The organism is Sphingobacterium yanglingense, from assembly GCF_004363245.1.
Taxonomy (GTDB): Bacteria; Bacteroidota; Bacteroidia; order Sphingobacteriales; family Sphingobacteriaceae; genus Sphingobacterium; species Sphingobacterium yanglingense.
Map to the genome: position 1 here is coordinate 84,663 of NZ_SNYV01000011.1, position 14,229 is coordinate 98,891.

9 protein-coding genes are annotated in these 14,229 nt (G+C 43.1%); 7 read left to right on the forward strand and 2 right to left on the reverse strand.

What is annotated here, in order from left to right:
- Window positions 1-113: 113 nt before the first annotated feature.
- Window positions 114-701, reverse strand: coding sequence for a sigma-70 family RNA polymerase sigma factor (locus CLV99_RS02605; protein WP_133582928.1), 588 nt, complete (start codon window positions 699-701; stop codon window positions 114-116).
- A gap of 522 nt (window positions 702-1,223) precedes the next feature.
- On the opposite strand from CLV99_RS02605, the gene CLV99_RS02610 reads away from it, so the two are divergent.
- The 4 genes from CLV99_RS02610 (at window position 1,224) to CLV99_RS02625 (ending at window position 9,567) form a co-directional block, all read left to right on the forward strand.
- Complete coding sequence (locus tag CLV99_RS02610; protein WP_133582929.1) at window positions 1,224-4,340, forward strand: SusC/RagA family TonB-linked outer membrane protein; 3,117 nt, start codon at window positions 1,224-1,226, stop codon at window positions 4,338-4,340.
- 11 nt (window positions 4,341-4,351) lie between these two features.
- Complete coding sequence (locus CLV99_RS02615) at window positions 4,352-5,968, forward strand: RagB/SusD family nutrient uptake outer membrane protein (RefSeq protein ID WP_162849982.1); 1,617 nt, start codon at window positions 4,352-4,354, stop codon at window positions 5,966-5,968.
- Window positions 5,969-6,042: 74 nt separating this feature from the next.
- On the forward strand, window positions 6,043-8,751 hold the full coding sequence (locus CLV99_RS02620) for a hypothetical protein (RefSeq protein ID WP_133582931.1): 2,709 nt from the start codon (window positions 6,043-6,045) through the stop codon (window positions 8,749-8,751).
- Window positions 8,752-8,928: 177 nt separating this feature from the next.
- Window positions 8,929-9,567 (forward strand): GntR family transcriptional regulator, encoded by a 639-nt coding sequence (locus CLV99_RS02625; RefSeq protein WP_133582932.1) that lies wholly within the window; start codon window positions 8,929-8,931, stop codon window positions 9,565-9,567.
- Between the two features lie 34 nt (window positions 9,568-9,601).
- On the opposite strand, the gene CLV99_RS02630 is transcribed toward CLV99_RS02625, so the two are convergent.
- Complete coding sequence (locus CLV99_RS02630) at window positions 9,602-10,402, reverse strand: SMP-30/gluconolactonase/LRE family protein (protein ID WP_162849984.1); 801 nt, start codon at window positions 10,400-10,402, stop codon at window positions 9,602-9,604.
- A 203-nt stretch (window positions 10,403-10,605) separates the two neighbouring features.
- Here CLV99_RS02630 and CLV99_RS02635 point away from each other — a divergent pair, with 203 nt between their 5' ends.
- The 3 genes from CLV99_RS02635 to CLV99_RS02645 all read left to right on the forward strand — a co-directional run bounded on the left by CLV99_RS02635 (window position 10,606) and on the right by CLV99_RS02645 (window position 14,226).
- Entirely contained in the window at window positions 10,606-11,928 is a 1,323-nt protein-coding gene (locus tag CLV99_RS02635) for an aspartate aminotransferase family protein (RefSeq protein ID WP_133582934.1), read from the forward strand.
- 338 nt (window positions 11,929-12,266) lie between these two features.
- Window positions 12,267-13,445, forward strand: coding sequence for a galactonate dehydratase (dgoD, locus tag CLV99_RS02640; protein ID WP_133582935.1), 1,179 nt, complete (start codon window positions 12,267-12,269; stop codon window positions 13,443-13,445).
- A gap of 13 nt (window positions 13,446-13,458) precedes the next feature.
- A complete protein-coding gene (locus CLV99_RS02645; protein WP_133582936.1) occupies window positions 13,459-14,226 on the forward strand; it encodes an SDR family NAD(P)-dependent oxidoreductase in 768 nt (255 codons plus the stop codon).
- Window positions 14,227-14,229: the final 3 nt, after the last annotated feature.

The following is a 14,229-nucleotide window of genomic DNA, read 5'->3' on the forward strand; positions in this document are numbered from 1 at the left end:
TGCGTCAACTGATGGATCGGTTTGACTTTTACTAAAACACTTGACTTTTTAAAATCTATCCTCTGAATAGAAAAAAAATCAGGCTTTCAAGTAAAGCAGAACCGTCTTGAAGGTTAGGCGATAAAGATTTTGATAAAAGCCAGATAAAGACGTAGGTCTTTGTTCTTTAGTATCACTCTTAGTTTTTCTACAGCACGTTTCTTGTTGTTGTATACAGCCTCAGGAGTAATATGTAGTTCTTGGGCGATCTCTTCGGTGCTTTTGTCCTCGAAATAGCTTAGTCTGAACACGGCCTGTTGCTTTTCTGGAAGACGTTGCACCTCTTCGGAGACGATGATCATCAGTTCGGTCAGTACGAGCTTGTCAAAAAAATGGTCCTCTGCTGATTGCTGCTGCAAGGCCTCTGCAATATCTGTCCCTTTGTCGGTCTTCAGCTTTTGATGCCTTAGGTGGTTGAGAGCTGCATTGCGTGCGGTTGTAAATAGAAAAGATTTGGCCTGTTCCAGTTGATGAAATCCGTGTCGTTGTCTGTAGTATTTTGAAAAGGTATCTGCTACGAGGTCCTGTGTGTCGAATTCGTCGGTGATCAATTGTTTAGTAAAGAAGAATATAGGACGATAAAAGGTATAGTATACCTCTTCAAAAGAAAGCTCTTTTGAATGGCTTGAGGTATCAGAATCTATCATGCCTTTATTATTCATTTCAGTACAGTATGGTCAGCAGTCTAGAAGAAGTAACTGCAAATATAGACTTTTATAGGTTTTTGTACGTACATGTCTTGTAGAAAATTGATAATATGCTCATTTGGTACGATAACAGGGTTTCATGGTGTCTCCGCTCAGTATGGGATATCTATTTACGTTAAATGCCGTTGACTCTTAGTGTAGATAATAGTTTGTAGGGGGATTGGTAGTTTGAAAAGTGTTACAAAATGTATACAAAATAAATTGTACACCTAGTTTTAGTGTAACGAAAACGTTTTCGTATGGTGCCTTGAAGTATATTTAAGAGACGAATACGCTATTATGTGAATATTTCTAGTATAAAAAGTTTTAAAAATATATTGTATTGTATACATAATATGTATATAATTGTATTCATTATGATGCGTGTCAGTGTAGTGTTTAGAAAAAAAAGCTACTATTTTACTGATTCGTTGGCGAAAGTCAGAATAACTAGAGAATTATAAATCGTTAATTTAAATCATTTTAACCTGAGTATCGATGAAACTAAAGCAGTTTAAAATCAGGGACGTGGTAAATCGGAACTACGCATTATTAGCGGTTCCCTTTATTACATGGAGTGCATTTGCTGGTACGAATCCAGCTCCCCTCAGCGCCCATAGCCCGTTGTCTTCTGTCCTGAGTCCATCAGGATCTTTAACTAATTTTCAACAACAACTAGTTGGTCAGGTATTGGACGAAGCGGGACGGCCGGTGCGTGGTGTAGAGGTGAAGAATCTCAAAACCTCACTATTGACGGTAACGGATGCGGAAGGTAAGTTCCGACTGAGTGGTTCGGCTAGTGACAAGGTGCAGTTTAGTTCGATCGGATTTAAAACCAAGGTCGTGGACGCATCGAATGTCCAGGCAGTGGTGCTGGAATCTAGCGAGAGTGAATTGGAAGAGGTGGTAGTCGTGGGGTATGGCAGGCAGAAGAAAGAGAATCTGACAGGTTCGGTTTCGAGTGTTAAATTTGATGAATCGACTGTGAGTCGACCAAATATGAATCTAGCATCGGCTCTGGTAGGAAAGGCTTCGGGGCTTAATATTGCGCAGACATCGGGAACTCCCGGTGCAGAGGGTTTTAATCTATTGGTTCGGGGTAAGGGAACAATGAATGATGCCTCTCCGTTGGTGGTTATCGATGGTGTACCTGGTACCTTGAATGATGTGAATCCCAATGACGTGGAGAGTATTTCGGTATTGAAGGATGCGTCCTCGGCTTCGATCTATGGTTCGAGAGCGGCAAACGGTGTTATTTTAGTAACTACAAAGCGTGGGAAGGGTGAGGACTTTACGGTGACTTATAATGGATATTTTGGCCGACAACAAGTGGCTAAAAATATCGATTTTATAACTGATATGGCGACTCATATGGAATTGGTCAACGAATCCGAAGGTCGCGAGAAGTATAGCGCAGCGTTGATCGAGAACTGGCGTAAAGAGTCTGCTGCCGGTAATCCACTGTATCCAAATACAGATTGGTATAAGGAGATGTTGAATACCTCGCCATTGACGGAGCATACGTTGTCTGTTAGAGGAGGGGGAGAAAAAGGGAATTTTGCGATGTCTCTGGGCTTCTTGGATAATAAAGGACTGGTCGATAATTCGGAATATAAGAAGTATGATTTTAGAATTAATGCTGACACTAAGATAAAGAATGTGCTGACATTGGGCGGGAATGTGTTTGGTTCCTGGTCAAACCGTGATCCATTGGATGTAGCGAGTTTCTTTAATGCGATCCGTAATACAACACCTGGTGTGGTACCAGTGTATGAGGATGGACGCTATGGTGGCGAGATGTTTCCAGGGATGCCTCAGGGGTCTAATCCACGGGCTTATGTAGATAATGTAAGGGGAGACTATGAGCGTCAGAAACTAGGATTGAAATTCTTTAGTATTGTGAATTTTATGAAAAATCTGGAATGGGAGAGTAGTTTTGGATTCAATTATAATAATAATCGGAATTGGGAGTATGCAAGGCCTTTTGCTTTGTGGAATCTACAGACTGGTCTGGAATATCAAAAGAAGCCAAGTGTTAGCAGTTTGTTCAACGGTAGTATACGTAATTACTCTACGGTGTTGAATACCCTATTGCGCTACCGTGAGACCATAGCGGAAAAGCATAATATCGGGGTTCTCGTAGGTTTCGATCAGCAGTATAACCGAATGGATAAGTTTGATGCGAAAAAGAACGATATACTCGGGGATGACGCGATATATATCTTGGATGCGGGAGCAAATCTGGAGGCAATAAATGGTTCGGGTACTGATGATGCATTACAGTCTTATTTTGGCCGGTTAAATTATGATTTTAAAGGAAAGTATTTGTTTGAAGCGAATGCACGCTATGATGGATCTTCCCGATTTGCGAAGCAGAATAGGTGGGGATTCTTCCCGTCATTCTCTGCGGGTTGGAGGGTTACAGAGGAGTCTTTTGCGGAGCCGTTGAAGGCAGTCTTTGATGAGATCAAAATTAGAGGTTCGTGGGGACGTCTCGGGAATAATAGGATAGGTGATTATACTTACCAAGTTGTATACGGGTCGTACTTGTATCCGTTTGGTGGACAGTTGAATCAGGGAGTGGCACCTAAGGAGATTGCTAACAGCAAGATCAAGTGGGAGACTACGACCATCTCTAATATTGGATTGGATCTGGGGCTGCTGAATAATAGGTTGACATTCAGTGCCGAATATTTTGATCGTAATACTTCGGATATCTTGACAAAACTACCTATCCCTAAAGTCATGGGTAATTTCTTGCCACCTTGGCAGAATGTGGCTGAAATGCGTAATAGGGGAGTTGATTTGCAGGCTGGGTATTTCGGTAAAATCGGAAGTGATTGGTCTTATGGGGTGAATGGAAATCTATCGTTCTTAAGTAATAAGGTGTTGAAATTTAATGGAGACCGGTCTATTAGTGATTACTATATCACTATGGAAGGTAAGCCGTTCAACAGCTTCTATATGTTGGAATTTGATCGTATAATCCAGGATCAGAGTGAGATCGACCAGCTTAAAGCAGATGGTTATACATTTGCTACCTATGTCGGCGGTGAGCCTAAACCAGGAGACATGTTGTATAAGGATGTAAATGGTGATAAAGTATTTAATGATCAGGATCGTGTTATTAAGGATTTTTCGGGATTGCCTAAAGTGACTTATGGACTGAATGTGAGTGTCGGTTACAAAGATTTTGACTTTAATGTCGTGGCTCATGGGGTCAGTGGTGTAAAGCAGTATTGGGGTAATGATGGTTTCAATACGTTTAATATTAATGAAGGATTCTTGCAGAGTAAGGAAGTGTTGAATCGTTGGACACCGGAAAATAAATCTACTGAATATCCTCGCTTGCGTAATTCTGGAAGTGCATTGAATACGGTGTATAGCGATTATTGGTTGCATAATACTTCATTCTTGCGGATTAAATCTATGCAGCTCGGCTATGCATTGCCGAAGGAGACTTCTACTAGATTTAAGGTGGATAGACTTCGGGTGTTTGCTAATCTGGAGAACTACTTCACCTTCACAAAATTCAAAGGTTATAATCCGGAGAATGCGGGTGTTGCGTATCCGTTGATGAAGCAATGGGTAGTGGGATTAAATGTGACATTCTAAAACGAAAAGCCATGATTAAGAAATTTAATAAAATAATAGCTGCTTCGCTTGCTTTTGCTCTTTTGAGTTCCTGTAGTAATTTCTTGGATAGAAATTCGCTGGAGGGGCTATCAGAGGATAGTTTTTGGAAATCGGAGCAGGATGCTGTGATGGGGGTAAATACGCTGTATCACGCCAATAGAGAATTTACGAATAGTATTGTGATGTATGGTATGATGGACGATTATACCGATATTTCATACCAGTCTTTTGCAACGGGATTGACGACAGGTGTGTTTCCTGCAAATGCGGCATTCTATCTGGATTCCTGGGGGATATTTTTTAAAGGTGTGTACCGTGCGAATACGGCACTGAAGAATATTCCGAATATTGCGATGAATGATGCTGTAAAGAGGAGAAGTACTGGGGAGGCAAAGTTTTTTAGGGGATACTTTTACTTTAAGTTATGGGACTTTTTTGGAGGCGTACCGTTGTATGATACTCCTATAAATGTGGATGAGTCTTTCGCGGTCCGCAATACGGAGAAGGAAGTGTACGAGTTTATCGTACGGGATATGACGGATGCGTATGAGATGCTTCCGGATACGTATGATGCATCGAACAAGGGACGTGCTACGAAGTGGGCTGCTCTTGCTATGCGCGGTAAGGCACATTTATGGGCTAAGGAGTATGATAAAGCAGCTGCAGATTTTAAAGAGCTGATGGATAAAAGCGATAGAAAATTGTTTGCTGACTTTCATAACCTGTTTAGAGTAGCGGGTAATAATAATAGTGAGGTAATCTTTGACGTGCAGTATATTGCTGAAAAAGGCCACGGTATCGCTACGGATCGTAATTATGGGAATGCCCGGGGGGCTACAACGGGCTCGCAGCGGACGAGACCTACGCCGAAATTGGTGAACGCATATGAGATGGAGGATGGGACGCCTTTCGATTTTGCAAATTATAAAAATGCAAACGGGGAGGTTTTTAATCCCAATAGTGTCGAGGACTGGAAAGATGAGGCGTCAGTACGTAAATTGTTCGAGAAACGTGACCCACGTATGCATCAGTCTATTGTTGTGCCTTGGTCTACTTTTGTAGGACGTGGCGGTGTGAGTTATCTGTATAAGTTTCCGGTGGCAAGTACTGATCCGAATGCTTATGTTCCGGTGTGGACCAATGGTAGCTATGCTTGGCGTAAATTTGTGGAAACAGGCTCTGTTTACACGTTACAGGATAATATGCCTCAAAATTTCCCTCTAGTTCGGTTGGCTGATGTGATACTGATGTATGCAGAAGCTAAGAATGAGGCTTTAGCAACACCGGATCAGTCTGTTTATGACGCTGTGAATGCTGTTCGTGGACGTGCGAAGATGCCAAACTTGCCAACAGGTTTGAACCAGGAGCAAATGCGTGAGCGGATACGTCATGAACGTATGGTGGAATTGGCAGGAGAGGGGCAGCGGTACTCTGATATACGAAGATGGAAGATCGCAAAGGCAGTGGTGGATAAAGTATGGATGACCGACTTTAATGGTACACAAATAAGACAGCGAGGATTTCCTGATCACTATTATTTGTGGCCTATTCCTCAAGCGGAAAGGGACGTTAACCCGAAATTGACACAAAATCCAGGTTGGGAGTAGTATTACTCCCTCCTTATTGAGGTAATGATTGTATAATTCTGATAGTAAATAGTTTGATGTTGAAAAGGTGTTTTTTGTCGTTTGCGATAGTGTTTCTGATGTCGGTTTCTTATGGGCAGCAGGAGGGAGTATCTGTAGAGCTGAGCCGGGGAAAGGTAAATAAGAAGACGGTGAAGTTGGAACGGGTGACGGGGCAAAAGGAGCGTGGGGTACTGTTGAAGGGCATTGCCCAAGAAGGATATCCAGATCGCTTGCATGATGTGGAATTGCGGCTTGATGTGCCCGAGACCGGTTGGTATGTTCTAGAAGCGGAGGCTTGGCCTAAGGATATGGAGTTGCTAAAAAGAACGGATAAGACCGGGATGCTGACAAAGGTGGCTTATTTTCAGTTGGGGGAGCAACGGGTTACAAAACGCATTGTCTACAACAATATGATGGGAGGGAAGCAGGAGCTCGGTAAATTTGAAATACGGGGCGCTGGTGATAATCTGAAGATATGGTTGCCGGATAATTTAGTTGTACAACGTGTGCGTATCAAACCTTATGTAGCGCCAGTAGCTCCGGCTGAGGCAGAGAATTATCAAGCAAAGGTGATTCCTTCGGTACAAAGGCCGAGACTATGGGTAAATAGTGAAAGTCTGCCTGTCGTCAAGGGACGTCTGTTGGCTGAAGAAAATGCACCAGCTTGGAATAAAGTGAAAGAGGTAGCTGTGAAGCCTTATGCTTTCACAACGGATGACCGTCAGGAAATGTTCTATAATGAAGAGTTGGAGCAGGTAATCGAGAAAAAGGCATTTTACTACCTAATGACTGGTAATGAGAAGGTGGGGAGTGAGGCTGTAGATTTGGCATCAAGGTATTTGTCTGTGTTGGAGTTGGGTAATGTGACGTATGGCGATATAACGCGGGAGTTGGGTAGAGCTATTTATACCGGTGCATTGGTGTACGATTGGTGTTACTCCTTGATTAGTGTGGATGTGCGGGCCAAGATGCGTAAGGACTTTAATCGGCTTGTGATGGATATGGAAGTAGGCTGGCCTCCTTTCTATGGCTTGGAGAGTATCATCAATGGACATGGCAACGAGGCGCAGATCTGTAGGGATATGCTCTCTTGGAGTATTGCAGTGTATGATGAGGATCCAGAGCCTTATAAATATGTATCTTATAGTGTGTTGGAGCAGCTTGTTCCAATGCGCAAATTCGAGTACCAATCGCCCCGTCATAATCAGGGTATCGACTATGGCGGTTACCGTTTTGGTTGGGAGATGCATGGTGCTTGGCTGTTCTACCGGATGTTAGGATATCCTGTATTCGATGACAATATCAAGAATATGCCTTACTACTGGCTGTACATGCGTACTCCGGATGGAAAGATGCTGCGTGACGGTGATATGTTCAATGTGAAATATAATTCCAGTGATGATTTTTATTGGAAGAATCCACAGACTATGTTGCTTTGCTATGCGTACTCTGGAAGTGCGGTGGTAAAGGCTGAGTTCTTGAAACAGGGCGGGCTACCGGATAATCCTGTCCTTTTCTTATTGCTGAATGATCCGAACATAAAACCTGATTTTGACCGGTCGCAACTCCCCTTGACTAAGGATTTTGGGCCGATATTGGGATCGATGGTGGCGCGTACGGGATGGAGTGAAGAGAAGACGAGCAGTGATGTGGTGGCTGAGATAAAAGGAGGCGGTTATCATTTTGGAAACCATCAGCATGCAGATGCTGGAGCTTTGCAGATCTATCACCATGGTATGCAAGTTGGAGATTTGGGCTTGTATCTTTCCTATGGCTCACCTTATGATTTTAACTTTAATAAACGTTCTGCATCACATAGTATGCTTTTAGTGCGGGATCCCAGTGAACCTCTATTGTTCCGTACCAAGACTAATGATGGCGGTACGCGATTTAGTCAGCGTTTTCCGAAGACAAAAGAAGAGGTTCTTAGCGATTCTTGGTACCATACGGGTGAGATTCGGGCTTCAGCAACAGGTAGAGATGCTATCAAACCGAGTTATAGCTATTTTAATGTGGACCTGACAGCAGCATATTCTGCGAAGGTGAAGTCTTATGCGCGTAGTTTTTTGTTCTTGAATATGGAACGGACAGACGTACCGGCTGTAATTGTCCTGTTGGACGAATTGGAAACGAATAATGCTGATTTTGAGCCCTATTGGCAGATTAATACGTTGAATAAGCCTATTGTCAATGAGGATGGTTTTGTTTTGAATAGTCAGTTTAAGGGTAAGAAAGGTGTTGCCTTTGTTGATATGATTAAGCCAAAAGCAGCTGAAAGGGAGGTGGTTTTGCATTCGGGCGATTCTTCTGCTTTCGTATTTGGGGATCTGTATCAGGTAAAGTCACCTTGGCCAGAAGCTAGAGGAACACGCGTCTTGGTCAAGCCAAAGGAAAGGGCGGTTCATACGAGTTATGCCACAGTCTTTCAGATGACAGAAGATGGTGCTCAAAAATTGCCAGTAAAATATAAAGAGTACTCGAATTATTATGCTATACAATTGGCTGATCGTATTCTAATTGTTGCTAAATCAGATCGTTTTCTAGAGGAAGAGGTTGAAATCAATGTACCCGGGGACAAAGAATATGAGGTCATTGTCACAGGAATAAAAGATGGATTCTGGAATATAAATAATACAACAAAAAGTAGTAGATTTAATGTTAATATCCTAAAAGGGAATCATACGACCAGTTGGAAAGCTAAAGGAGAAGTATTTGTATTGAAACCTCTGCGTGTTTATGGTGATTCTGAAGGTCGGTTTTAAATAATGATTTTGTATTCCTAGATTTGGGGTAAATTGTATACAATATCTGAGTGATCGTGTCGCGTAAACACGAAATTAAAAAAGGATGGATATTTCATTCCGATTGTCTTCGACGCAAGGAGTTCGTCGGAGACAGTCGGAACAAGATAATGATAGTTAAAAGTCAAAGTATTATATATGAAAGAAGATTCGCTGGCGAATAAAGTCTATATAGAGGTTCGGAAGAAAATCTTGTCAAGCCAATTGGTTGGCGGCGCACGGTTGGTTGAAAGTGCTTGGGCGGAGAAGCTTGCGGTTAGTCGGGTCGCTGTGCGTGAGGCTTTTATGCGTCTTGCGGGAGAGAGTCTTGTGGAGTTTGGTGAGAAAGGGGGCTGTTTTGTGAAGAAGATGACCGTCGAAGATGTGAAAGATATCCGTGAGTTGAGGGAATTGTTGGAAATTGGAGCGCTTAAGATTCTGTTTGCCAAGAGAGATGAAGAAGTAATCCGTGATCTAGAGCTTATCTGTAGTGATTTTTCGGATATGGTGAGCAAAGGTTACTATGGGGGGGCATGCGAAGCTGATGTTCGCTTTCATGAACGGATTATTGAGGGTACCTGTAATTCGAGACTTATTGCAATTTATAAAAACAGCAATATTCCGTTGTTTCATATGAAGTTGGGGGCTATTCTAGGACAGATGGAGGATTATCTGGATACGGAGCGGGAGCATCGGGCAATCGTCGAAGCTTTGAAGACGGGTGACTGGGATAGTGCTTATGCAACGTTGGTGAGTCATCTTGATCGGGGCGAACAAGAAGCATTGGAGCTGGTTTAGTGTCAGGTTTTGTAATAAAAAAGGCTTATTGTAATTACAATAAGCCTTTTTTATTGGTCTTGAATTGAAGGAGTTGTCCGTTATTAGCTTCTGTAATTATTAATCCCTGTATCCCTGAAGGATCTAGGGCGCAGTTGGTCGGATTGGGGTAACCGAGTGTTATCTCGTCTATTGTCAGCCCTTCGGTATTGAGAACGGTTATTTTTTGACTACCATACAGTGCTACATACAGGTTGTTTTCTGTGTCAAAAGCTATTCCGTCTGGGCCTACATCTCCCCCTACGTAGGCGAATTGCTTAACTTTTTCCAGTTTTTTGTCGTCGACATTCCAGTGAGCGGACCAGATCCATTTACTGCCTGTTTCGGCAATATATAAGGTGTGTCCGTCTGATGAAAAAGCAAGTCCATTTGGATAGTACATACCGCTGTGAATGATATGTAACTTTCTATCTGTGGATAAGCTGCAGAGGTATCCGCTGCCGTCGTCAAGGCGGTCGCCGGGACAGGTGAAAAGGAGATTTCCGTGTTGGTCGAAGCAAAGGTCGTTGGGCATTTTTAGAGGTTTTCCATTGATGGAATCTACGACGGTGCTATATTGCTGTTGTATAGGTACATACTGACGGATTGCATTTTGTTGAGAATCACAGAACCAGATGATGCCATCTTGGTCTATTGCTATTCCGTTGGGGTGGCCGCCAACATAAATGCGTTGATATTGTCCGTTTTTGTAGTAAATAAGGTTTCCGGCTTCTTTTTCTACTAACCAGATGTCTCGATTGTTGTCAAAAGCAGGGCCTTCGGGGAAGTTTAAATCGTTGATCAGTTCTGTTGTCATGTGTTGTAAATATACTTTTTCTTCCTGTGAAGTGTGTGTGCGTATTCTTTTTTTTCCTTCGCAGCATATTTTTTTAAAAAACATTTTAAATGTATACATTATTATTGTATTTTAGTATACATTAAATAACTGGTTATAGATGTGTTTTTCTGCTAAACAGAGGCACCCAATTATAAAAATAACAGCAAAACTATATTAAAGGCATGCAAGGAAATGAAAGATCTGCCGCTATCCTGCGGGAGAATGCAAAATGGATACCAGGAGGAGTGGTATCGTTGAATCGGAAGTCAGATCCAAATATCTGTTTCGTCAAAGGTAGTGGTAGTCAGGTAGAGGATGCCGACGGCAATAGGTATATCGATTATCAAGCGGGGTTTGCAGCTTCCTTTTTAGGACATAATGATCCCGATGTGAATGCAGCGGTATTACGGACGATTGAGCAGCAACAGGTGTTGATGGGAGCGGGGCCTACTTTGTTGGAGGGGGAGTTTGCTCAGTTGTTTTGTGCGTCAGTACCTAACGCAGAGAGTATACAGGTCACGACAACAGGTTCGGAGGCTACTTATCACGCATTGCGTATTGCGCGTGCGGTGACAGGAAGGGATCATATCATCGTTATGCAAGGCGGTTATAACGGATGGCATAATGATGTGGCCTGTAACGTGATTAGTCAGAGGGCGGATGTGGGCGGATTCAGCAGTCCGGGCGAGTATCCTTTTGACGGTTTAAGCGCGGGGGTGCCAAAGAGCCATAGTGATCTCGTACACGTTGTAAATTATAATGATTTGGAGAGTGTACGTTATATCGCGGAGAAGTATCCAGTGGCCTGTATTTTATTAGAGCCTATATTGCAGAATGTGGGGATTGTGAAGCCGAAGTTGGGATACCTAGAGGGGCTACGTGAACTTGCCGATGAGCAAGGGTTTTTATTGATATTTGATGAGGTAAAGACGGGTTTCAGGCATGCGTTGGGCGGGTATCAGTCTATCTGTGGAGTGGTTCCAGATCTTTCGACCTTTGGTAAAGCGGTAGCTAATGGGTATCCATTGGGCGTTATAGCAGGTAAAAAGAAGTATATGGATTACTTTGTAGATCCTGATAAATCTAAGAGAGTGATGATAGCTGGTACGTTCAATGCTTTCCCATTGACGACAGCGGCAGCTATAGCGACCTTGAAGAAACTTTCTAGCGCAGAATATCAGGTGTATACGCATGTAGAGCGCTTAGGAGCGCTTTTGGAGCAGGGGTATAATGAAATATTTCCTAAATTAGGAGTGCCGTTTTATGTCGCTCGTCAGGGATCCGCATTCTGTACGTATTTTATGGATCATGCTCCTGTTCATTATCATGATATTTTAGATAACCATGATTTTGATCTGGATATAAAGTACCGTAAGAATCTAATCAAGGAAGGAATTTTTAATTTTCCTGCGGCAATTAAACAGGGAAGCATCTCTTTTGCGCATACGGAAGATGATATTGTGAAAACGTTGGAAGCAACGGAACGGGTGATCAAAAGTCTGTAAGCCCAATAGAATTATATAAGGAAGTAGCATTGGGCGTCAACGTAGAAGATTGGCCCAGTGCTATATCCAATAAGGTATCGAAAGCCTTAATAGAATACATCGACCTTCCTTTGGTGGGTCGGTACCAAAATAAACCGAATGTGTTGTGCGAATGGATATTTGTTACACTGATACATTCTTAATGATTTTTGCCCTTTAAAATATTGTGTTCTTCTGAAACAGTCATGTCAAGGAGAATAGAGGTAGATAAAATAGGTTATCCTGATGAATAGGCTTTAGGAAGTTTGTTGTGGACGACTGGGCAAGTTAATGATAGTTAGAAAATAAGTAAACCGTATATGAAAATAACCGCTATTGAAACCTATGTGTGCCATGCGCGCATGAGGAATTGGATCTTTGTCAAAGTTGTTACGGACCAACCTGGATTGTGGGGATGGGGTGAAGCTACGCTAGAGTGGCATACACAGAGTGTGGTAGGTGCGATCAAGGATATATCACAATTGTTGGTCGGTGAAGATCCCCGTCGTATCGAACACCTATGGCAGATGATGTACAGGCAGCACTTCTGGCATGGCAATGGGATTGTCCGAGGAACGGCAATAAGCGGTATAGATATCGCGCTATGGGATATCTTAGGAAAGATACATAATGTGCCTTGTCATGAGCTTTGGGGAGGGCGCGTGCGGGATTATATACGTCTTTATTGTCATCTGGGCGGTGGACGTATGGAAGATTTTTATGAAACTGCTCCAGATGATGCAAAACGCTTTGGAGATTTAGCATTGAAAGCCGTAGACGAGGGATTTACTGCGTTTAAATCTATGGCTGTGCCAGAGACTATGCCGTTGGAAGGACTGCGTCCGGTGAAATATGCAGAAGCTTGCGTGCGTGCTATGCGTGATGCTGTGGGAGACGATATTGATATTATGGTGGACTGCCATGCGCGCCCTAGCCCGCGTATGGGGATGTTGTTTGCCAAAGCTTTAGAACCTTATGGATTGTATTTCTTTGAGGAACCTTGTTGGCCGGAGAGTATGGAAGATATCGCGTTGATACAACGGGCGGTACAGACCCCTATAGCCTCGGGAGAACGCTTGGTCGGTTTGCATGCTTTCCGGGATATGCTGGAAAAAAGGGCGGTGAGTGTTATCCAGCCGGATATTACCCACTGTGGTGGCCTGTCAGAAGCCCGGAAGATTGCCGCTTTAGCTGATGCTTATCGTGTGTCGATGGCGCCGCATAATCCGCAAGGACCTGTAAGTACAGCTGCCTCTATTGAGCTGGGATTTGCTACACCTTCTTATATAATCTGTGAGAGTGTTCATAAGGATGTAGAATGGAGACAGGATGTGGTGTCGGAAGGATTCACCGTGCAGGAGAAAGGCCGGATTGTTTTACCAAACAGCCGACCGGGCTTAGGTATTGAAATCAATGAAGAAGAGGTTAAAAAACATCCTTTTCAGCAGGAGATACTGCAACGTACATTCTATAAAGATGGTAGTATAGGGGACTGGTAAACAGAAAAAAACGATGGGTGAATTTGATAAGAAAGTGGTATTGATCAGTGGAGGTCTAGGGGATATTGGTAAAGCAATAACTAGGACTTTTCTGGATAAAGGAGCAATCGTGGCAATATCGGATCGTTTCTCTCCAGCGGTAGCTGCTGAAAGACAGCCGCTATTGAATGATGAATCTGTGCATATACATTATGCACAGGTCGATGTTTCTCAGGGAGAGCAAGTCGCAGATTGGATTGCTGCTGTAAGGGAACAGTTTGGCGCGATTGCAATTGGAATCGCTAATGCAGCCAATGTAACTTTGAAGAATTACAAGGAGCTCTCAGATTCCGAATGGCGGAGTGAAATGAATGTGAATCTAGATGGCGCTTTCTATATGGCTAATGGCTGTGCTAAGCATTTTATTGAAGACACTGTTGCTGGAAATATTATCTTTTTGGGTAGTTGGGCCGGACACGCTGTTCATGCTAACTTGCCTGCATATAGTGTTTCTAAGGCAGCTGTCCGCATGTTATGCCAGAGTATGGCTTTGGAATATGCTGCGCATGGTATCCGTGTCAATGAAATAGCGCCGGGGTATGTGAATGCAGGCTTGAGCAAGGTGGTCTGGGCTAAAAATCCAGATTTGCAACAGGAAGCTGCTTCTGTCGTACCACTTGGTGAAATTCTGGAAGCCGATGAGATCGCACAACAGGTGCTTTGGATGTGTTCGGAACAATGTAGACACTTGACCGGAGCTTCTATCATATTGGATGGTGGTCTGTCACTAGTAAGACCATAACGG